21 protein-coding genes are annotated in these 21305 nt (G+C 70.7%); 15 read left to right on the top strand and 6 right to left on the bottom strand.

The window, feature by feature from the left end; genetic code table 11:
- Window positions 1-254: 254 nt before the first annotated feature.
- Window positions 255-536, top strand: coding sequence for a transposase (locus ACFFNX_RS09005; RefSeq protein WP_378198003.1), 282 nt, complete (start codon window positions 255-257; stop codon window positions 534-536).
- A gap of 9 nt (window positions 537-545) precedes the next feature.
- Here ACFFNX_RS09005 and ACFFNX_RS09000 read toward each other — a convergent pair whose 3' ends face one another.
- Genes ACFFNX_RS09000 through ACFFNX_RS08980 form a run of 5 tightly spaced genes read right to left on the bottom strand, consistent with a single transcriptional unit; the run spans window position 546 to window position 3544 of the window.
- Window positions 546-980: a hypothetical protein gene (locus ACFFNX_RS09000; RefSeq protein WP_378197971.1), complete on the bottom strand. Its 435-nt coding sequence runs from the start codon at window positions 978-980 to the stop codon at window positions 546-548.
- Entirely contained in the window at window positions 977-1264 is a 288-nt protein-coding gene (locus ACFFNX_RS08995; protein WP_378197969.1) for a hypothetical protein, read from the bottom strand. The genes ACFFNX_RS09000 and ACFFNX_RS08995 overlap by 4 nt, the downstream gene beginning before the upstream one ends.
- A 10-nt stretch (window positions 1265-1274) precedes the next feature.
- Window positions 1275-2408 carry a vWA domain-containing protein gene (locus tag ACFFNX_RS08990; protein ID WP_378197967.1) on the bottom strand — a complete coding sequence of 378 codons (1134 nt, stop codon included), beginning with the start codon at window positions 2406-2408 and terminating at the stop codon, window positions 1275-1277.
- Window positions 2401-3276 (bottom strand): AAA family ATPase, encoded by an 876-nt coding sequence (locus tag ACFFNX_RS08985; protein WP_378197965.1) that lies wholly within the window; start codon window positions 3274-3276, stop codon window positions 2401-2403. The genes ACFFNX_RS08990 and ACFFNX_RS08985 overlap by 8 nt, the downstream gene beginning before the upstream one ends.
- A gap of 1 nt (window position 3277) precedes the next feature.
- Window positions 3278-3544, bottom strand: a complete 267-nt coding sequence (locus ACFFNX_RS08980; protein WP_378197963.1) for a hypothetical protein — start codon at window positions 3542-3544, stop codon at window positions 3278-3280.
- 182 nt (window positions 3545-3726) lie between these two features.
- Between ACFFNX_RS08980 and ACFFNX_RS08975 the strand changes: the two genes are divergently transcribed.
- The 13 genes from ACFFNX_RS08975 (at window position 3727) to ACFFNX_RS08915 (ending at window position 18782) form a co-directional block, all read left to right on the top strand.
- A complete protein-coding gene (locus ACFFNX_RS08975; RefSeq protein ID WP_378197961.1) occupies window positions 3727-5016 on the top strand; it encodes a M18 family aminopeptidase in 1290 nt (429 codons plus the stop codon).
- A gap of 179 nt (window positions 5017-5195) precedes the next feature.
- Complete coding sequence (locus tag ACFFNX_RS08970) at window positions 5196-6257, top strand: proline racemase family protein (RefSeq protein WP_378197959.1); 1062 nt, start codon at window positions 5196-5198, stop codon at window positions 6255-6257.
- 76 nt (window positions 6258-6333) lie between these two features.
- Entirely contained in the window at window positions 6334-7722 is a 1389-nt protein-coding gene (locus ACFFNX_RS08965; protein ID WP_378197957.1) for a flavin monoamine oxidase family protein, read from the top strand.
- A gap of 290 nt (window positions 7723-8012) precedes the next feature.
- A complete protein-coding gene (locus ACFFNX_RS08960; protein WP_378197955.1) occupies window positions 8013-8939 on the top strand; it encodes a transporter substrate-binding domain-containing protein in 927 nt (308 codons plus the stop codon).
- A gap of 83 nt (window positions 8940-9022) precedes the next feature.
- Window positions 9023-9925, top strand: a complete 903-nt coding sequence (locus tag ACFFNX_RS08955; RefSeq protein WP_378197953.1) for an amino acid ABC transporter permease — start codon at window positions 9023-9025, stop codon at window positions 9923-9925.
- Window positions 9925-10692, top strand: a complete 768-nt coding sequence (locus ACFFNX_RS08950; protein WP_378197951.1) for an amino acid ABC transporter ATP-binding protein — start codon at window positions 9925-9927, stop codon at window positions 10690-10692. The genes ACFFNX_RS08955 and ACFFNX_RS08950 overlap by 1 nt, the downstream gene beginning before the upstream one ends.
- Window positions 10693-10718: 26 nt before the next feature.
- Window positions 10719-12191 (top strand): aldehyde dehydrogenase, encoded by a 1473-nt coding sequence (locus ACFFNX_RS08945; RefSeq protein ID WP_378197950.1) that lies wholly within the window; start codon window positions 10719-10721, stop codon window positions 12189-12191.
- Window positions 12192-12274: 83 nt separating this feature from the next.
- Window positions 12275-13162, top strand: a complete 888-nt coding sequence (locus ACFFNX_RS08940) for a dihydrodipicolinate synthase family protein (RefSeq protein ID WP_378197948.1) — start codon at window positions 12275-12277, stop codon at window positions 13160-13162.
- Between the two features lie 20 nt (window positions 13163-13182).
- Window positions 13183-14565: an aldehyde dehydrogenase family protein gene (locus ACFFNX_RS08935; RefSeq protein WP_378197947.1), complete on the top strand. Its 1383-nt coding sequence runs from the start codon at window positions 13183-13185 to the stop codon at window positions 14563-14565.
- A complete protein-coding gene (locus ACFFNX_RS08930; protein WP_378197945.1) occupies window positions 14562-15662 on the top strand; it encodes a mandelate racemase/muconate lactonizing enzyme family protein in 1101 nt (366 codons plus the stop codon). The genes ACFFNX_RS08935 and ACFFNX_RS08930 overlap by 4 nt, the downstream gene beginning before the upstream one ends.
- 77 nt (window positions 15663-15739) lie before the next feature.
- A complete protein-coding gene (locus tag ACFFNX_RS08925; protein WP_378197943.1) occupies window positions 15740-16633 on the top strand; it encodes a dihydrodipicolinate synthase family protein in 894 nt (297 codons plus the stop codon).
- A gap of 20 nt (window positions 16634-16653) precedes the next feature.
- Window positions 16654-18030: a flavin monoamine oxidase family protein gene (locus ACFFNX_RS08920; RefSeq protein WP_378197941.1), complete on the top strand. Its 1377-nt coding sequence runs from the start codon at window positions 16654-16656 to the stop codon at window positions 18028-18030.
- The gene (locus ACFFNX_RS08915) at window positions 18027-18782 is read left to right on the top strand and encodes an SDR family oxidoreductase (protein ID WP_378197939.1); all 756 of its coding nucleotides are present in this window, start codon (window positions 18027-18029) and stop codon (window positions 18780-18782) included. Before ACFFNX_RS08920 ends, ACFFNX_RS08915 begins: the two co-directional genes overlap by 4 nt.
- Window position 18783: 1 nt before the next feature.
- Here ACFFNX_RS08915 and ACFFNX_RS08910 read toward each other — a convergent pair whose 3' ends face one another.
- A complete protein-coding gene (locus tag ACFFNX_RS08910; RefSeq protein ID WP_378197937.1) occupies window positions 18784-19482 on the bottom strand; it encodes a GntR family transcriptional regulator in 699 nt (232 codons plus the stop codon).
- A 121-nt stretch (window positions 19483-19603) separates the two neighbouring features.
- Between ACFFNX_RS08910 and ACFFNX_RS08905 the strand changes: the two genes are divergently transcribed.
- Complete coding sequence (locus ACFFNX_RS08905) at window positions 19604-20839, top strand: D-arabinono-1,4-lactone oxidase (RefSeq protein WP_378197935.1); 1236 nt, start codon at window positions 19604-19606, stop codon at window positions 20837-20839.
- The last annotated feature ends 466 nt before the right edge of the window (window positions 20840-21305 follow it).

Genomic DNA, 21305 nt, shown 5'->3' with positions numbered 1-21305 from the left:
CTGGTCTGGTCCTGGTTTGTGGTGTGTAGGCGTGAGCTGAGTGGTGCGCAGTGGGATGTTGGGAGGTGTCGGTGGACTCCTCCATCGCGCGCGTCCATCAGCACGCCGCTGGATCCCGGCGTCGGTCTTGGGCCCGCACCGGGGGTGGAACCCTGCCCACGGCGGACCGAACCGGTTGATCATGCTGTCGGCCGGTCCCGGGGTGGTCCGGGCACGAAGATCCATCTGGCCTGTGATGGGCACGCTGCCGGCCGATAAGGGTTGCGGCTCCCGCGCGATCCGGGCCTGCCTGCGCCGCCGCGGTATCGCCGCGACCATCCCCGGAACGCCGTGACCAGCAGGCCCGCCGCCTTCGCCGTGGCTCACGCGGTGGCCGGCCGCCGGCTTTCGACCCGGCCATCCACCGGCGTCCTAACGTGGTCGAACGCTGCTTCGGCCGGCCCAGGCAGTACCGCACCATCACTACCCGGTACGACAAGACCGCCCAGCCTTACCAAGGCTTGATCGACCTCGCCACCCTGCTCATGCGGCTTTGAGGACACGCTCTAGGCGTCCGGGTCGCGGTCCGTGGTGAGCGGGCCGACGCTGGGGGCGGAGTACTCGCCGATCCACTCGTCCTTCCACGAGGGCGCGTACGCCTCCTCGTTGCAGCCCGGGCGGTACACCGCGAGGAGTTCCTGCGCGATCTGCTCGCGGTGTGAGGGCAGTCCGCCCGGCACCTCGTAGCTGCACACGTACAGCTTCCACCGGCTGCCCGCCCGTCGTGTCCAGCATGACGCGCGCGGGTGGCCGAACGGGAAGCCCTCGCGTGCCGGGTCGCCGTAGTGGCCCACGTAGATCACCGCGTAGCGGTCGGGCCTGGCCTCCGCGTCCGGCCGGTACATGATGGCGTACACGGCGGGAGTCGCCGGCGGTGTCCAGCCGGCGAGTACGCGCGGCCCCTCGAAGGGGTACCCGGCGAGCGAACCGAGCCTGATCATGCGAGGAACCCCGGGTCCTCGTCGCCTTCGCCGATCACGCCGACATCGGCGATCGGCCACGGTGGCAGCCCCGCCCGCGCCGCCGCGCGTACGAACTCCTCGGACGCCCGCCGTACCGCGGCCTCGCGGCTGCCGGCCTCGACGGACAGCTGCGCGCCGTAGCGGGTCGTGCCGATGCCGGAGGCGATCCCGCCGTGCGCGGCGACCGCGTCGGCGAGCCCGACGATCTCCTCACGGGTCATGACCCGATCACCGTCGGCCTGTAGCGTCACGCTCCATCTCACCGGCCGGCTCCTAACGCAGTTCGGGCAGCGACGCGGCGAACTCCTCGAGGCTGCGCAGATCGTGTCCGGACAACAGCAGGTCGATGTGGGGCGCGGCGACCATCATCCCCAGGGTGTTCGGGCGGAAGTCCGCGTTGTCGCCCTTGTGGGGATTCAGCCACACCACGCGGTGGCACAGCCGGGACAGGCGGTCCATCGCGGCGGCCAGCGTGTCCGGGTCGCCACGGTCGAGACCGTCCGAGCAGACGACCACGATGCCACCGCGGCACACGCCGCGGCGCCCCCAGTCGCGTACGAAGGCGTCGAGGGACTCGCCGATGCGAGTGCCGCCCTCCCAGTCGACGACGGCCTGGGCGGCCCGTTCCAGCGCGTCGTCGGGGCGGCGCCGGCGCAGCTCCCGCGTGATCCGCGTGAGCCGGGTGCCGAAGCAGAACACCTCGACCCGCGCGGCCGTGCGCGTCGCGGAGTGGGCGAACTGGAGCAGGTTGCGGGAGTAGTCGGCCATCGACCCGGAGACGTCGAGGATCAGGGTCAGCGGCCGCAGCCGCAGCCGCCGGCGCCGCCAGAACAGCTCTGCGGGCTCGCCGTGCATGCGCATCGTCGCACGGAGCGTCCGCCGCAGGTCCGGTGCCCGCCCGGCGGGTGCGGTGACGCTGCGCCGGCTGCGGCGACGGGGCGGGGTCAGCGTGATCGTCTTGATGATGCGGCGCAGCGCCGCGAGCTCCTCGGGCGTGCACCGGGTGAACGACTTCGTCCTCAGCGCCGCGGCGTCGGCGGCGACCAGGCCCAGCCGCGCCTCCTGCTCGTCCCGGCCCCGTTGCTCCGGTTCGGTCTGCGGGACCTCCAGGACCGACTGCGCCTCGGCTCTCGACTTGACGCTGAACGGCTTCGACGGGGTCGGCTCCTCCTCACCGTCGCCGAGGAAGAAGCGCCGGAACACGCGGTCGTAGACGGGGATCTGGTCGTGCCGGGTCACCAGGGTGATCCGGCCGGCCCAGTACAGGTCCAGCAGGTCCGTCGGGTCCAGCGGGGACATCGCGGAGCAGTACGTGATCACGTCTCCGGGCCCGACCGGCATCCCCGAGCCGCGCAGCTCACGGGCGAAGCCGACCAGCGACCGCAGGAACGCCGGATCCTCAGGCACCGAAGGTGACCCGTTCGAGGTTGTCGTGGACCACCTCGAGATCGTCGCGCTCTTTGACGACCGCGCCGAGGGTGTCCTCGACGGTGCCGGGGTCCAGTTCGGACTCGCCGAGCACGTCGAGTGTGCGCACCCAGTCGATGGTCTCGGCGACCCCGGGCGGCTTGGCCAGGTCCAGCTCGCGCAGCCGGTTGACCGCGGCGACCACCTTCCGCGCGAGCGTCGCGGAGATGCCCGGCACGCGTACGAGCACGATCTCGACCTCGCGTTCGGCGCTCGGGTAGCCCACCCAGTGGTACAGGCAGCGGCGCTTCAACGCGTCGTGCAGCTCACGCGTGCGGTTGGAGGTGAGCACGACCAGCGGCGGCCGCTCGGCCGCGATGGTGCCGATCTCCGGAACGGTGATCTGGAAGTCCGACAGCAGTTCGAGCAGAAAGGCCTCGAACTCGTCGTCGGCGCGGTCGATCTCGTCGATGAGCAGCACGGCCCGGTCGCCGGCCCGTACCGCCTCCAGCAGGGGCCGTTCGAGCAGGAACGCCGGACCGTACAGTTTCTCGACCGCGTGGTCGTCGTCCAGGCGCCGTTCGGACAATGCCCGGATCTGCAGCATCTGGCGGGCGTAGTCCCATTCGTAGAGGGCCTGGTTGGTGTCGATGCCCTCGTAGCACTGCAGCCGGATCAGCCGGCGGCCGAGAATGGCGGCGAGAACCTTCGCGATCTCGGTCTTGCCGACGCCGACCTCGCCCTCGAGCAGGATCGGCCGATCCAGCGACAGCGCGACGAACGCCGCCGTGGACAGTCCGCGGTCGGCGAGGTAGCCGCCCTCGCGCAGGCGTTCGGTCAGCTCACCGATGGTGCCCGGTCGGCCCATCTCACGAGCGGGTGGACGGCGAGCGACCCAGGACGAGGTCGCGGATGGTGCCGCCCGAGGAGTTCAGCTTGCCCTCGCGGGCCAGTCTCTCCCGCCAGGCCGCGCGCAGGTCGCTGCCCGGCTCGGCCATTCCGTCGAAACTCACGTGCTTCATGTTCTTGCAGGTCTTCTGCGGCCCGCAGATCTCGTCGAGGTCGGTGCTCTGCCGGCCGTCCGCGGCCCATACGTCACGAAGCACCTCGACCGCGTCATCTGGGTGGTGAACCATTCTTCGGACCTTCCCGTCGACCGGATCACGGCACGCCCCCAACTGTAGGTCGTCACGCCCTTTCCAGCGACGGTGAATTAAGCGTTCGCTTAGCAGCACCCGCTCCCGTGGGGGAGCGGCGATCGGACCCGAGACGGAAGGTCGCGGGCCGAGGAGGGCCGTGGCGTCCCTAGCCTTGCCCTATGAGCACGCAGCTTCACTTCCAGCGGGAACACACCGATGATCTGGCGTCCTTCATCACGGCCGGTCCGTCGCCGTACCACGTGGTCGCGAACGTCGCCGAACGTCTGGAGAAGGCCGGATTCACGCGACTCGGGGAGACCGACGCGTGGGACGGCGAGTCCGGCGGACGCTATGTCATACGCGGTGGGGCGATCATCGCCTGGTTCGTTCCGGAGGGCGCTCCGCCGGAGACACCGTTCCGAATCATCGGCGCGCACACCGATTCGCCGAACCTGCGTGTCAAGCCGCGGCCGGACGCCGGAGCGTACGGCTGGCGGCAGGTCGCCGTGGAGATCTACGGCGGACCGCTGCTCAACAGCTGGCTCGACCGCGACCTCGGCCTGTCCGGCCGGCTCGTGCTGCGGGACGGCGGCACGCGTCTGCTCGCCGTCGACCGGCCGCTGCTGAGAGTGCCGCAGCTCGCGATCCACCTCGATCGGAACGTCAACGACAAAGGGCTCGTGCTCGACCGGCAGCGGCACATGCAGCCGATATGGGGACTCGGTGCGGTCGACGAGGGCGGGCTAATCCGGTTCGCCGCCGAGACCGCGGGCGTCGAGGCGTCCGACGTCGTCGGCTGGGACCTCATGACCCACGACGTCCAGCCTCCCGCGTACCTGGGGCGCGACCAGGAGTTCCTCGCCGCGGCACGGCTGGACGACCAGCTGTCCGTGCACGCCGCCACCGCCGCGCTCACCGCGGCCGCCGGTTCTTCCGGGCCGTCCCATGTGCCGGTGCTGGCCGCCTTCGACCACGAGGAGAACGGCAGCGAGTCCGACAGCGGCGCCGGCGGGCCGCTGCTCGGCCGGGTCCTGGAGCGGTCGGTCTTCGTCCGCGGCGGCTCGTACGAGGACCGGGCCCGGGCCCTCGCGGGGAGCGTCTGCGTGTCCGCCGACACCGGCCACGCCGTGCACCCGAACTACGCGGACCGGCACGACCCGACGCACCGGCCGATGCCGGGCGGCCCGATCCTCAAGGTCAACGTCAACCAGCGGTACGCCACGGACGGCGTCGGACGCGGGATCTTCACCGAGGCGTGCGACCGGGCGGGCGTGCCGCTCCAGGAGTTCGTCTCCAGCAACGCGATGCCGTGCGGCACGACGATCGGCCCGATCACCGCGGCCCGGTACGGCATCACCACGGTGGACGTGGGCGTACCGATCCTGTCCATGCACTCGGCACGGGAGCTGTGCGGCGCGGACGACCCGTTCCTGCTGGCGAACGCCCTGAAGGCCTTCCTGGAGGACTGAGGCGACCCCGGCGGCGCGAGGGAGGCGGGAACGCGCCGGGGCGGCATCTCACGTCCCTCACCTGCACGGACGTCGTTCTCGGCGGGCGAGCCCCGGACCGGCCGGTCCGGGGCTCGCGGCGTTGGGCCCGACCGAGGAGGCTGGACATCGGCAATGGGTAACGTGTTACCGTCTACCCCATGAATTGGGGCTCGGATGGCGCGCTCGAGCGCGCCATTGGTTCATGGAGCAGGGGAGTCCTCCCTGGGCTGGACGTCGTCGACACCCACACCGCGGGGAATCCGACCCGGATCATCGTCGGTGGCCTGGATGTCCCCGCGGGCGTCGAGGGCGTGGCGGCCACTCGTCGGTGGCTGCGTGACTCCGCCGACTGGGTACGGCGACGGCTCGTTCACGAGCCCCGCGGCGGAGGCTTGACGTGCGCCGTGCTCCCGCTCCCGGCCGACGGTCCCGGCCACCACATCGGCGCGGTGATCCTCGAGCCCGGTTCCTACCCTCCGATGTGCGGCCATTGCATGATCGGGCTTTCGATGGTGGTCGACGAGTTCGACCTGCTGCCCGACGTGCCGCTGATCGATGGCACGCGTGAGTTCACGATCGCCACGCCGGCCGGTCCGGTGGGTTCGTCCGTACGCCGCGGCGGGCCGGCCGCCACCGAGGTGACGCTGACCAACGTCGACTCCTATGTGGTCGACCACTGGAGCCAGAAGCTGGGCGGGCGCCTGGTCGACGTCGACCTGCTGTGGGGCGGTGACTACTACGCCACCGTCGACGCCGACGACCTCGGCCTCCGGCTCGAACCGGCGGCGGCGTTGACGATCACGGGCCTCGCGCGCGACCTCGCCGCGTCGATCGCCGAACGGGTCGTGCGCGACCCGCACACCGGGACTGAGCTCGACGTTTACCAGATAATGTTCCACCAGAGCATCGACGTCGGGGCGCCCACCTCGCGTGTCGTCGTCGTCGCTCCGCCGGGCGAGATCGATCGCTCGCCGTGCGGGACCGGGTCGAGCGCGCTCCTGGCCCTGCGCGTGGCCCGCGGCGACGTCGCCGCGGGCGAGACGCTGACAACGCGCAGCATCATCGACACCGTCTTCGAAGTGCGGGCCGACGCGGTCGCCGACGACGCCGGCCGCGTCATCGTCAGGCCGCTCCTGACCGGAACGGCCCACGTGACGGGGTTCTCCCGTGTCGTCGCCGACCCCCGCGACGGCCTGCGCGACGGGTTCCCGCCGATCTGAGACCGGTGCCCGTTCGCCTCTGAGGCCGGTGCCCGTTCGCCTCGATCTTGTCTCCCTCAGTGACCGGAGTACTCACGTGAATGATGAAATCCTTGACATCGTCATCGTCGGTGGCGGGCCGAGCGGCCTGTCGGCCGCCTGGCATCTGCGCGAACGCTCACCGGTGGTGCTCGAGGAGCGAGGGCGCCTCGGCGGACGCCTGAAGTCCGAGCCGCGCGCGCCGTACTGGATGAACTTCGGCGGGCACCTGTTCCCGAGCGCCGGCTCCAACATGCACGATCTGGTCCAGGACCTGGGCCTGGAGGTCATCGAGATCCCGGGTCTGAAGACGGCGATGACCTTCGCCGGCAAGGTCTACCGCGCCAAGCGGGTGGAGGCGTACCCCTTCGTGCTGCCGATGTCGTTCAAGGAGCGCGTCGAACTCGTCAAGGTCGGAACCCGGCTGATGACCACGGTCGCCCGCTGGCACCGCATCGCCAGGCCCCGTCCGGGCGAGCCGGACTCGGCCCGGCGGGAGCGGATCGCGCGGTTCCGTGCCGGAGAGACCTTCCGCGATCTCCTCGGGCGGCCCTCGCGTCGAGTGGACGAGATCTTCCAGGCGGCGGCCCGGCGCGCGGCCGCGGAGCCCGAGCAACAGAGCGCGGGAGTCGGGGTCGCGCTGTTCGGGGCCGTGTGGAGCGGAAAGAAGGACAACACCGCGCTGAACCTCAACGGCGGGTCGGGGCGGGTCGGGCAGGCCATGCTGGAGCACCTGGGCGACCGGGCCCGCCTGGGGGCCGCGGTGCGGTCGGTGCGCCAGGAGGGTGATCTGGTCCGCGTCGCCTACCTGCGGGACGGACAGGAGCACACGGTCACGGCGCGCCAGGTCGTCGTGGCGGTACCCGCGCATCTCGCGCGAAAGATCGTCGCCGACCTTCCGGCCGCCGTCGACGACGCGCTGCGGGTGCCGCAGTACGGCTCGTGGGTCGGGATGACGATGATCACCGATGAGCCGGGCCCCATGCCGTACGACGACATCTACGCGATGACGACGCCGGACCGGACCTTCGACATGTTCTTCAACCATGCCAACCCGCTCCGCCGGCCCGGCCGCCGCGAACCCGGCGGCAGCCTGATGTGCTACGCCGGCGGCGCGACGGCGGAGCGGCTCCTCAAGCTGAGCGACGCGGAGATCACCGACATCTACACCCGCGAGATACTGGAGCTCTTCCCGGCCCTTCGAGGGCACATCGTCGAGTCCCACATCCAGCGATGGTTCATCGGGGGCACCTATCGAAGCCTGTCGGACGCGGCCTTCGAACCCCTGATCGAGTACAGCCGCGAGCCGGGGCACCGCATCCACTTCGCCGGCGACTACTTCGCGCCCCTCGGACAGATGGAGGTGGCGGTCACCTCCGGCAAGGGCGCGGCCGAGATGGTCTCCCGCGAGCTGGCACGAGAGCCTCGCACGAGCGGTGCCGCCTGACGCCGGGTACGAGCGGGCGACGCTGTCGGCCGTGGGGCGGCTCGTGCCTGCCATCGGCCCGCGACCGCCGACGCCCTCGGATCTCCGCCGGGCCGCCACGGACAGCGCCGTGGACTCCTTTGAGACAGGACGTCCCACGGCGTGTACCGGCTTGCGTGATCCGGCCATCTACCAGGTGTAACAGCGGTGCTAATTGCCGGTGAACGTCTTGACACCCGCTGCGTGACGGCACAAGACTCTCGGCTACACGTAATCGGTTACCGGTCATAGGTCAGTCCCCTGGAGCCAGAATGAAGAGACCTACCTTCCGCGGATCGCACGTTCGCCGGACGAGCGGCGTCACCGCTCTGGTGCTGGCCCTCCTCGCGCCGCTCGCCGGCTGCGGATCGAGCGCGGCCGGCGACGGTGCCGACGCGGGCCCGACCGTGAGCAAGGTCGATGCGATCGCCGCCCTCATCCCCGAGAGCCTCCGGAGCCGAGGCGTGCTCCGGGTCGCCGTCCCGGACGGGTCCCCGCCGCTCGCCTCGGTCGACGACTCCGGCGCGGTGGTGGGGATGGACCCCAGCCTGGCTCGTGCGCTCGGCGGGCTGATGGGTCTCAAGGTCAAGCTGACCGCGGGGTCGTTCGACTCCCAGGTCCCAGGGCTCCAGTCGGGGAAGTTCGACCTGGCGATGGGGGAGTACTACGTGACGGCCGATCGGCTGAAGTCGGCCGACTTCGTCAGCGACTGGCGGGACTACAGCAGCTTCGCCACCCGGTCGGCCGACGGCTGGAAACCGGCGGGGGGCCAGGACCTGTGCGGCAAGAAGATCGGCGTGATGAAGGGCTCCGCGGAGGAGGCGAGCGTCACCACCTTCAACCGCAAGTGCTCGACGCCGATGACCATCAGTTCCTTCCCGGACCAGTCGGCCTCGTTCCTCGCCCTGAACAGCAGCCGCATCGACGCGGTCGTGACCGGCCGAGGTCAGCTCGAGACCGCGGCCAGCACCACCAAGGGGTTCAAGATCTCCGGTGAGTTCGGCGGCGGCCCGTGCGCCACCGCCGTGGCCCGCAACGGCGACTCGGCGAAGATGCTGAAGGCGGTCCAGGCCGGCTACGCCGAGCTCATCAAGAGCGGCACGTATCTACAGATCCTCAAGAAGTGGAACTCCGACTACGGAGCCCTGGACAAGCCGCAGATCTACACGGCCGACTCGACGCCGCCGAAATACTCCTGAGCCCGCGAGCCGGCGGGCCGGTGATCAGAGCCGGGCCCGCCCGACCCGGCGGCCGCGTGATCACTTTGAGCAGGACGGAGACCATGAGCATCCTCAGCAGAGCCGAGACCGTCTCGGCACATGACCTGGAGGTCGTCCGCCGACGACGACCCTGGCGGCTGGTCAGCGGCGCGGTCATCGCCATTCTCGTCGCGAAGTTCGTCCAGATCCTGATCACGAACAATCGATTCCAGTGGGATGTCGTCGGCCACTACCTCACCTTCGACCGGATCATGCAAGGTCTCGGGCGGACGGTCGTGCTGACCGCCTGTGCCATGCTGATCGGCATTCTCGGCGGCATCCTGCTGGCCACGATGCGGATCTCCGCCAACCCCATGGTGTCGTGGGTCGCGGGCGCCTACATCTGGTTCTTCCGGGGCACGCCGGTCCTCGTCCAGCTCATCTTCTGGTACAACCTCTCGGCGCTCTTTCCCTCGATCAACATCGGAATCCCGTTCGGCCCGCAGTTCGTCGCCCTCAACGCGAACCACGTGATCACCGTTTACGTCGCGGCGCTGCTCGGCCTCGGACTGAACGAGGCGGCCTACATGGCCGAGATCGTCAGATCCGGCATCAACTCGGTCGACCCGGGCCAGCTCGAGGCCTCACAAGCCCTCGGCATGGGGCGGTTCCTGGCCTTCCGCCGCGTGGTGATGCCCCAGGCCATGCGCGTGATCGTGCCGCCCACCGGGAACCAGGTGATCGGCATGCTCAAGACCACGGCTCTGGTGAGTGTGATCGCGCTGCCCGACCTGCTCTACTCCGCGCAGCTGATCTACAACCGCAACTTCGCCCCGATCCCGCTGCTCATCGTCGCGTGCCTGTGGTATCTGCTGCTCACCTCGATCCTGTCGGTGGTCCAGTACTACATCGAACGCCACTTCAACCGCGGCCGCCGGGGCACGACGAGACGGCCGCGGGAGGCGCGACGTGGAGGAACGAGCTGATGGCCGAGCACCCTTACGTCCTCGCCGAGGCCGTGCAGAAGAGCTTCGGCCACCAGGAGGTCCTGACCGGCGTGGACATCAGCGTCGCCGAGGGCGAGGTGGTCTGCATCATCGGACCGTCGGGCTCGGGCAAGAGCACCTTCCTGCGATGCGTCAACCACCTGGAGAAGATCGACGGCGGCCGCCTGATGGTGGGGGGCGAGTACGTCGGCTACCGCCAGTCCGGCGCGAAGCTGCATGAGCTCTCACCACGGGAGACCGCGCGGCGCCGCGCCGAGATCGGGATGGTCTTCCAGCACTTCAACCTCTTCCCGCACATGACCGTCCTGGAGAACATCATCGAGGCGCCGACGCGGGTCAAGAGGATCCCGCGGCGGCAGGCGATCGAGGACGCGCGCGAGCTGCTGTCCAAGGTCGGTCTCGCGGACCGGGAGTCCGCCTATCCGGGCGAGCTCTCGGGCGGCCAGTCCCAGCGGATCGCCATCGCACGGGCGCTGGCGATGAAGCCGCGGCTGATGCTCTTCGACGAGCCGACCTCGGCACTCGACCCCGAGCTGGTCGGCGAGGTCCTCTCGGTCATGAAGCGGCTCGCCGTCGAGGGCATGACGATGATCCTGGTCACCCACGAGCTCGGCTTCGCACGGGAGGTCGCCGACACGGTCGTGTTCATGGACGGCGGCTGCGTCGTCGAGTCGGGGACCCCCGACGAGCTCTTCAACAACCCCACCACCGAACGCTGCCGTTCCTTCCTGGAGAAGGTCCTGTGAGCGGCGCCGCCATCGACAGGAGTCACGTGACCGACACCGACCCTCGTTTCATCACCTCCCCGTTCATCGACGGTGCCGCCGTGCGCGCGGTCTCCGGCGAGACCGTGGACTCGATCAATCCCGCCACCGGCAAGGTGATCGCCGCGGTGGCCGCCGGCGACGAGCGGGACGTCGACGTCGCGGTGGCCTCCGCACGGCGAGCCTTCGAACAGGGCGAGTGGAGCAACGCGGACCCGGCCGAGCGGAAGGCGGTGATGCTCCGCTTCGCCGATCTCCTCGACGCCAACATCGAGGAGCTGGCGATGCTGGACTCGATCGACGCCGGCAAGCCGATCACGGACTGCCGCGAGCTGGACCTCCCCGACGCCATCAACACCTTCCGCTGGTACGCGGAGAGCATCGACAAGTTCTTCGGGCGCGTCTCACCGACCGGCCGCGGCAACCTCGGCCTGATCACCCGCGAGCCGATCGGGGTGGTGGCGGCCGTCCTGCCGTGGAACTTCCCGATGGCGACCCTGTCGTGGAAGGCCGGACCGGCGCTGGCCGCGGGGAACTCGTTGATCGTCAAGCCGGCCGAGCTCAGCCCGTTCAGCACCCTGCGGACGGCGGAGCTCGCCGCGGAGGCGGGCCTGCCCGCGGGGGTGTTCAACGTCGTTCCCGGGCTGGGCCACGTCGCCGGCCGGGCCCTGGGCCTCCATCCGGGCGTCGACGCCGTCACCTTCACCGGATCCACCGAGGTCGGACGCCATTTCCTGCGGTACGCGGCCGACAGCAACCTGAAGAAGGTGATCCTCGAGTGCGGCGGCAAGAGCCCGCAGATCGTGATGGCCGACATGGCCGACCGCCTCGACGCCATCGCCGAAGAGCTGGCCGGCGCCGCCTTCTGGAACATGGGGGAGAACTGCACGTGCGGCTCGCGGATCCTGGTGCACGCCGGCCTGCGCGACGCCCTCGTGGAGCGGCTGGCCGCCCAGGCCGCGACATGGCCCGTCGGCGACCCGCAGGACCCGGCCACCAAGATCGGCGCCCTCATCGAGAAGGCGCACCTGGACAAGGTCATGGGCTACATCGAGCGCGGTGTCGCCGAGGGCGCCACGCTCGCGGCCGGCGGGCACCGCGTCCTGGAGGAGACCGGCGGATGGTACGTCGAGCCGACCATCTTCACCGACGTGCGGCCCACGATGGCGATCGCCCGTGAAGAGATCTTCGGGCCGGTGCTCTCGGTCCTGACCTTCGAGACCGAGGAGGAGGCCGTCGCGATGGCCAACGACTCCGAGTACGGGCTGGCCGCCTCGGTCTTCACGCACGACCTCGACGCCGCGCACCGGATCGCCCGGGCCGTGCGAGCGGGCACCGTCTCGGTGAACTGCTACAGCGAGGGCGATGTCACCACGCCGTTCGGCGGGTTCAAGTCCTCCGGCTTCGGCGGATACGACAAGGGCGTCGAGGCCATCGACCAGTACACCCAGGTCAAGACCACCTGGTTCGCGCTCGGCTAGCGGGCCCGCGGCCCGGATCGTCCGGGGAGACGTATCCACAGCGGTAACGCATTACCGCTTACCGATAGAAATGGGAAGAGATCATGAAGCCATGGCAGGGAATTGTCGTTGCGGCGGCGCTGCCACTGCGAGACGACCTGTCCATCGACTACGACAGGTTCCAGGAGCACGTCGCCTGGCTGGCCGCCAACGGCTGCGACGGCGTGAGCCCGAACGGCTCCCTGGGGGAGTACCAGGTCCTGACGCCGCAGGAGCGTGACGACGTGGTCCGGGCGGCGGTCGAGGCCGCCCCGGAGGGGTTCTCGGTGGTCCCCGGCACGGGAGCCTACGGCGCGGCCGAGGCGCGCGTATGGGCCGAGCGCGCCCTGGAGGCCGGCGCCGACGGTGTGCTCTCCCTGCCGCCGAACGCCTACCGGGCCGGCGAGGACGAGGTGGTCGCGCACTACCGGGAGCTGGCCGAGGTCGGCCTGCCGGTCGTGAGCTACAACAACCCCTATGACACCAACGTCGACCTGACCCCGGAGCTGATCGCTCGCATCGCGGAGTTCGACAACGTGGTGGCCGTCAAGGAGTTCTCCGCCGACGTGCGGCGGATCCACCAGATCAAGAATCTGGCGCCCCGCATCGACGTCCTGGCCGGTGCCGACGACGTCGTGTTCGAGCTGGTTCTGATGGGAGCGGTCGGGTGGATCGGCGGGTTCTCCAACGCCCTCCCGCGCGAGTGCCGGAGACTGTACGACCTGGCCGCGGCGGGTAACGTCGAGGAGGGACTGCCGCTGTACCGGCGGGTCCACGACGCGTTCGCCTGGGATTCGCGGCACACCTTCGTCCAGGCGATCAAGCTGGCGATGGACATGGCCGGACGCTATGGCGGCCCGGTGCGACTGCCCCGGCTCCCGTTGGAGCCGGACCAGGTCGCGCGCGCTCGCAAGGACTTCGAGGCGGCGTTCGCCGCCCTCGCGGGCGTCTGAGAAGGGCAGGTTCGCTTTCCATGCCCGACATGCTGGTGAGTCACAGCCCGCAACAGCCCGACCTCGTCGTCGCCGAGGCGGCCGCCACGACGCCCTCCCAGGTGGTGGAGGCGGTCGCCCGCGCCCGCGAAGCGGCCCGACACTGGTCGGCGACAGGCGGTCCCGGACGATGCAACGCCCTGCGGCAGGTCTCCCGGGCGCTCGCCGCGCGCTCGCAGGAGCTTGAGGACCTGATCGTCACCGAGGTCGGCAAACCGCGCGGAGAGGCGCGGGGGGAGGTCGCCCGCACCCTGGCGATCGTCGACTACTACGCCCAGGCCGCGCTGCTGCGGGTCGGAGAGGTGCTGCCGCCGAACGGCACCGACCTGCTCTACACCGAACGGCGTCCCCACGGGGTGGTCGGCCTGATCACCCCCTGGAACTTTCCGGCGGCGATCCCGTTCTGGAAGGCCATGCCGGCTCTCGCCGCGGGCAACGCCGTACTGCTCAAGCCGTCGACGGCGGCGCTGGGCTGCGCCCGGTTCCTCGCCGACCTGGTCGCCGCGCACCTTCCCGAGGGCACCGTGGAGCTGGTGCCGGGGGAGCGGGAGACGGCCACGGCGATGATCGATCTGGTCGACGCCGTCTCATTCACCGGCTCGACGGCGGTGGGGCGCAGCGTCGCCCGGCGCGCCGCGGGGCGCGGAATCCCGGTGCAGGCCGAGATGGGCGGCCAGAACGCCGCGATCGTGCTGCCCGATGCCCCGATCGAGGCCACGGCCGTGATGCTGGCCGGTGCCGCCATGGGCTATGCCGGGCAGAAGTGCACCGCGACCAGTCGCGTGGTCGTGGTCGGCGACCCGGCTCCCCTGCTCGAAGCGCTGGAGGCCGCGGTGAAGAGCCTGCCGGTCGGTGATCCCGGCGACGAGCGTACGGTGGCGGGCCCGGTGATCTCCTCGGCGGCGGCGGCCGCCGTGGAGGACGCGGCGGCCCGGGTGACCCGCGACGGCGGGCTCCTCGTACGAGGATCGGGGGTCGACTCGGCGGGCCACTTCGTGGCCCCGACTCTCCTGTGGGGGCTCTCGGCGAGCCACCCGCTCAATCAGGAGGAGACCTTCGGGCCGATCACGAGCGTCCTGCCGGTGGAGAGCGCGCAGGAGGCGGTCGCGGTGGCGAACGCCGTCGCGCAGGGCCTGGTCTCCTCGGTGCACGGCCGGGACGTCGGCCGGCTCATGTCCGTGGTCCGCGGACTCGACACCGGCATGATCAAGGTCAACGCGCCCAGCAGCGGTGTGGACTTCTACGCGCCCTTCGGCGGGGAGAAGGACTCCAGCGTGGGGCCGCGCGAGCAGGGCGCGACCGCCCTGGAGTTCTACACCTCGAGTCGCACCGTCACGATCGCCTCGCCGGGAGGCAGCGGATGAAGATCGTAGGACTCGACGTCTATGAGCACCTCCTCAGCTACGCCCACGGGCAGTACGCGATGTCGGGCGGCAGAGTCGCCACGCACCAGGCCTCGACGCTCGTGCGCGTTCGCACCGACGAGGGCGTCGACGGATGGGGGGAGTGCTGTCCTCTCGGGGGGACCTACCTGCCCGACTTCCCGAACGGAGTGCGTGCCGCGATCGCGGAACTCGGGCCCGGCCTCATCGGGCTCGATCCACGCCACACCGCCGTCGTCCAGGCGCGGATGAACGCCGCGCTGCTGGGGGCGCGGGGCGGCAAGAGCGCCGTGGACATCGCCTGCTGGGACATCCTCGGCAAGGCGGCGAACCAGCCGGTCTCGATGCTGCTCGGCGGCGTACTGCAGGAGGACTTCCCCCTCTATGAGGCCGTCCCGCTGGCAGAGCCGCACCAGATGGCCGAGTTCATCGCGGCACGCCGCGAGGCCGGCATCACCTGCTTCCAGGTGAAGGTCGGCAACGACCCCCATGACGACGCGCGCCGCGCCGCCGCCGCCGTCGAGGCGGGCGGCCAGAGCCGCCTGATCTGCGACGCCAACGGCGGTTGGCGCCTGAACGACGCCATCATCGCGGCACACGCGATGGCCGACCTGCCGATCCACCTCGAACAGCCGTGCCGGACGACGGCGGACTCGGCGCGCGTGCGCCAGGTCACCACGCTTCCCCTGGTGATGGACGAGACCGTCGTGACCCCGGCCGACCTCTACGAGGCCAAGGCGCAGGTGGGAGCCGGCGCGGTCAACCTCAAGCTGGGGCGGCTGGGCGGCATCGGACCGTCGCGGCTGATGCGCGACCTCGCGGTCGGTCTCGGCATGACGGTGTCGATCGAGGACACCTGGGGAGGCGACATCGTCACGGCGGCGGTCGCCCATCTGGCCGCCACCACCGAGGCCGACGACCTGCTCAGCGTCTCCTTCTTCAACGACTGGACGAATGAGCATGTCGCCACGGCCCGCCCCACCTCCAACGCGGGGCGAGGACGCGCGACCACGGCGCCCGGCCTGGGCGTCGAGGTCGACGTCGCGGCTCTCGGTGAGCCGCTGTTCACCGTCGGATGAGCGGCCCGACCACCGAACCGTCCCGTACCGATCCACCCCGGAGCACGCTCCGGGCGGCGAACGAGAAGAGCAGAACCATGACCATTCACGGAGCGATCTCCGCCATCGTCACCCCGTTCACCGCCGACGCCGCGGCCGTTGACGAACGCGCGCTGCGCGATCTGGTCGATCGCACCGTCGCCGCCGGCGCCGACGGCATCATCGCCTGTGGCGGAACCGGCGAGTTCACCGCGCTGAGCACGGAGGAGCGGCACGAGGTGGTCCGGATCGTCACCGAGCAGACGGCGGGCCGGATCCCGGTCATCGCGCAGACCGGAGGGCTCTCGACCCGCGAGGCGATCGCCCACGCCGACCACGCGGCCTCGGCCGGCGCGGACGCCCTGATGGTCGCGCCGCCCTTCTACGAGCCGCTGTCCACCGCCCAGGCCGAGGAGTACTTCGGCGACGTCGCGACCGCGACCGAGTTGCCGATCATGCTCTACAACTATCCACGAGGTACGGGTCTGGCGATGGACGCCGAGCTGATCGTGAGCCTGGCCGGGCAACACGGCAACATCCGCTTCGTGAAGGACTCCAGTGCCGACGCGTTCCTGCTCAGCCGGCTCGTGTCCGAATACGGCGACCGGGTCGGGACCTTCTGCGGGGAGGACGTCCTCGTGGGCGCCGCCCTCACCATCGGGGCCCTCGGCCTCGTCACGGGCAGCTTCAACTTCATGATGCCCGTCCACGCCACCATGCTCCAGGCCGCGCGGGCCGGCGACCACGCCACCGTGAGCCGGCTGTGGCGAGAGACCCTTCCGCTGGTCGTCTGCCTGGCGTCGAACCCCTACACCAGTGCCGTCAAGACCGCCTGCTCGATCCTCGGCCACGACGTCGGCCCGGTGCGCGCGCCACTGCCGGCCATCTCGGCGCGGGGCCGCGAGGAACTCCAGGCTCGAATCGCCGCCCTCGACCCCGCCTACTTCGGGTGAGCGGCAAGGAGCACATGAACATGAGCGAACCAACGGCCGATGTCGATGTGGTCATCGTCGGGGGCGGTCCCGCCGGGATCGCCGCCGCCCGCCGGCTCCGCGACCACCGGATCCTTCTGCTGGAGGAGACCGATCGCCTGGGCGGGCGGCTCAGGTCCGAGCCGCGCGGCCGCTACTGGATCAACCTCGGCGGACACCTGTTCCCGGGGGAGGGCTCGCACATCCAAGAGATCATCGGCGACCTCGGCCTGCGGACCATCGAGATCCCCGGCATCAAGTTCGCTTTGAGTTTCGCCGGGCGGCTGCGGCGCAACAGGCGCGTCGAGACCTATCCGCTCACCCTGCGGTGGACTCCGCGAGAACGACTCGGCCTGGTCCGGGTCGGTCTCACGATGCTCCGTGCGGTGCGCGGCTGGCACGAGGCGATGAAGCCCCGCTCCGGCGAGACCGAGGCACAGCGCCGGGCTCGCGTCGCCGGGTACCTGGCCGACCGCACGTTCCGCGACCTGATCGGGACGCCGCCCGAGCGCGTCGACGCGATCTTCCGCGCGGCCGCCCGGCGCGCCGCCTCGGAGATCGACGAGCAGAGCGCCGGGGTCGGCGTGTCCCTGTTCGGCGCGGTGTGGAGCGGGAAGAAGAGCTCGATGGCCCTCAACCTCGACGGCGGCTCGGGCCGGCTGGGGGAGGCCGCCGCGGCCGACCTCGGCGCCGTGGTCTCCTTCGGATCACGGGTCGTTCGCGTGGCGCCGGACGGGGACGGGGTCCTGGTCGACTACGTCAAGGACGAGGAGAAGACCACCATCCGCGCCCGTCAGGTCGTGATGGCGGTGCCCGCCCCGGTGGCGCACCGGGTGGTCGAGGGGCTGCCGGACGACGTCCACCGGGTGCTCGGGGAGGTCACCTACGGACCGTTCCTCACCATGGGCGTGCTCACCGGCGAGACCGGCCCCATGCCCTACGACGACATCTACGCCGTGACCACGCCCGATGAGTCGTTCGACATGCTCTTCAACCACGCCAACCCGCTGCGTCGCGGCGCCCGTCGGCCCGGGGGGAGCCTGATGGTCTACTCGGGCGGTGCCCCCGCCGCCGAGCTGATGAGGAAGACCGACCAGGAGGTGGCCGAGACCTACCTCGCCGACCTGTACCGGCTCTTCCCGACGCTGCGGGGCGCCGTCGAGGAGACGGTCGTCCAACGCTGGGAGCTGGGCAACGTCTACCGCCGGCCGGGCCTGGACTTCACGCCGATGCTGCGCTACTGCGGGCGAACCGACACCTCGATCCACTTCTGCGGAGACTGGTTCGCCGAACTCGGCAACATGGAGGTCGCCGCGGGCTCCGCGGTCGAGGCCGCGGAGCGCGTCGACCGGCACCTCAGGGCCGCGGCCCGCGCGTGATCGCTCTTGCGGGAGGGCTCGCCGGCACCGTCGCGCTGGTGACCGGCGGGTCCTCCGGCATCGGCCGGGCGGTGGTCACCGAGTTGTCCGGCCTCGGATCAACGGTGATCAGCGTCGCCCGCCGGCCACCCGACGTTCCCCCGGGCGGCGGTGCGGCGCTGACCCTCGATCTGGAGCGACCGGGATCCGGCGCCGAGGCCGTCGAGCACGTCGTCACCGCGTACGGGCGCCTGGACCTGCTGGTGGTGAACGCGGGCGTCATGCTCGTCGACGACGTCCTGTCCGCGCGGATGGCGGACTGGCAGACGATGATCGCCCTCAACCTCGCCGCCGCCACCGACTGCGCGCGAGCGGCCCTTCCGCATCTGGTCACTGCGGCGCGGGACAGTCCCCGATCCTGCGCCGACCTGGTCCTGGTCGGTTCCCTCTCCAGCCGGGTGCCGACACCTGGACGCGCCATGTACGCCGCGACGAAGGCCGCCCTGCGCGCCTTCGCCGACGTGGCCAGGATGGAGCTCGCCGAAACCGCCGTCCGGCTCACACTCCTCGAACCCGGCCTGACCGACACGGGACTGCGTGCCCGGAACCCGCCCGCCACGCTGACCCGCATGGCGCGCCGTACCCCGTCACTCGCCGGCGTACGACCGCTGGATCCGGCGGACGTCGCCCAGGCCGTCGGCTGGGCGGTGAGCCGCCCGAGCGGCGTCACGATCGGCGAGCTGACCGTCCTGCCCACCTCACAGGGACGCTGAATCAGTCCTTGTCGCCCGACCACTCACGGGTGATGTGGCCGAGGTGAACCGACATGAGGCGCTCGGTCTCCGCGGTGTCGCCGGCCTGCATGGCCGCGATGATGTCGAGGTGCTCCTTCGCCGACGCGATCAGCTGGCCCTGTTCGTTCAGACCTTTCAGCCCGAACAGACGGGTGTGGTCGCGTAGCGTGCCGACCATCTTGGTCAGCCGCGCGTTGCCGATCAGACCGATCAGACCCAGGTGGAAGTCGCGATCCCGCTCCAGGTACCCGGTGATGTCACCCTCCTGGGCGGCGTCGACGATCCCCTGGGCCACCGCGGCGTAGGGCGCGAGGTCGAACTCCGCGTGCCGGCCCGCCACCTGGACCATGGTGGGCACCTCGAGGAGGACCCGGATCTGCTGGATCTCGTCGAGTTCGCCGGCCGTGATCGGCACCACCTGGAAGCCACGGTTGCGCACGGGCACCATGAGCCCCTCGTTGACCAGGGTGAGCATCGCCTCCCTGACCGGAGAGTTCGAGACTCCGAGCTGGGAGGCCAGGGCCGCCGCCGAGTAGATCTCACCGGGCTGGATCTCGCCACTGACCATGGCCTGACGCAACACCGCCAGAGCCTGCTCGCTCAGCGACAGGCGCTGCATGCTCGCCGGCCCGGTCGCGATCTTGCCGCCGTCCGGCCTGCTCAGCCGCTGCTCCGCCATGTCCACCTCATCTTCTCTTCTCGCCGGTCGGGCGAACCGCTTCCGCTGGGACACGCCGTGCCAAGTAGAATGTTACCGACTACCAACGTTCGAGGGAAACCGAGAAGGCAAGGAGAACGGCGTGCCCGATGTGGCAGAAGCCGCCTGGCGAAACTGGGCCGGAAACCAGAGCTTCCACTGCCGGCGGATCGTCCGGGCGCGTGGCGTCGAGGACGTGGTGGCCGCCGTCGGCGAGGAGGCCGCCCGAGGTGGTGCGGTTCGCGCCGCGGGCGCAGGTCACTCTTTCACGCCGGTGGTCCAGACGGACGGCACCCTGCTCGACATCTCGGCGATGAGCGGAGTCGTCGAAGTCGACGGCTCACGGAGCCGGGCACGCGTCAGGGCGGGCACGCGACTGGCCGACATCGGCGCCCCGCTGTGGGAGCAGGGCTGGGCGATCGCGAACCAGGGCGACATCGACCGCCAGACGCTCGCCGGCGCGGTCAGCACCGGCACCAAGGGCTCCGGCACCCGCTTCGGGACCATGAGCTCCACCATCACCGCGGCGGAGGTCGTCACGGGCACCGCCGAGGTGGTCCAGGTCGACGAGACCGACCTCGACGCGCTGCACGCCACCCAGGTCTCACTCGGCCTGCTCGGCGTCATCACCGAGTTGGAACTCGCCGTCGTCCCGCGCTACTTCCTCCGCGAGAAGAACCTCATCATGCACGTCGACGAGCTTCTCGAACGCTGGGACGACCTCAAGGCCGCGCACCGCCACTTCTCGTTCTGGTGGATGCCGCGCGAGACCTCGGCGAAGGTCTACGAACTCCCCGACACCCCGGCCGACCACGCGTTCGTCAAACTGCTCCAGGAAGAGGAGGCCGCCCCCGAGGTCACCGTCGAGGGTCCTCCGGGCGCCCGCCTCGGGCGCGCCCACCTGATCTACCCCGACATCGACCTGGGCGAGCCCTTCTACGAACTCGAGTACGTCCTGGCCGCGGCCGACGACAAGGACGCCTTCCTGGAGGTCCGCGAACTGATGCGGTCCGCCCACCCGGACCAGGCGTCGCCGGTACAGGCCCGCTGGCAACAGGCCGACCGGGCGATGCTCTCGCCGCAGTACCGCCGCGACTCGGTCTCGATCTCGGTCTCGGGGATCCCGGGCACCGACTGGGAGCCGTTCCTCACGTCCGTCGACCGGCTTCTGGGCGCCCGGCGGGCACGCCCCCACTGGGGCAAGGTCCACTTCCTCACCCCGCAACAGGTCATCGACCTCTACCCGCGGCTCCCGGACTTCGACACCCGACGCCGGAAGCACGACCCGATGGGCCTGTTCCTCAACGCCCAGTTCACCGAACTCCTCTCCCGGCCGTGACCCGGACGGCCTGAGGCCGTGCCGCCCGGCTCCCGCACAGGTCGGCGAGGGGTCAGCCGCCGCCCGCGACGGTGATGTCCCGTTCGAGCAGCGTCGGTGTGATGCCTGCTCGGCGTCCGCCCGACGCAGGGCGGCGAGCTCGCCCGCGACGGCCGGTACGCCCGCGCCTCGACCTGGTGCAGGAGGGCCTGGTCCGGTTCGGCCGGACGGTACGGGGACTGGGCGCGAGGCCCTCGTACCGGGCGCCGTTCAGCAGGCGGGCCGGTCTGGGGCGGCATGGTGCCGCCGTTCGCCGGGATGACGGCGCCGGACGGGTAGTGGATGGTCGACACAACCTGACCGGCGTGTCAGCATGACGCGTGCGGCGCTCCCGGCCCTGTGGAGCCGGGGCGGCGCCACCGCCTCGACCGCCGCGCCGTGTGGCGGGCGGCTCGTCCGGAACGCGACCGGCTGCGCGGCGGCGGCC

It is taken from the genome of Actinoallomurus acaciae, assembly GCF_042429965.1.
GTDB classification, from domain to species: domain Bacteria; phylum Actinomycetota; class Actinomycetes; order Streptosporangiales; family Streptosporangiaceae; genus Actinoallomurus; species Actinoallomurus acaciae.
Note: the sequence above shows the minus strand (reverse complement) of the source record. Positions and strands in the feature narration are given on the sequence as shown.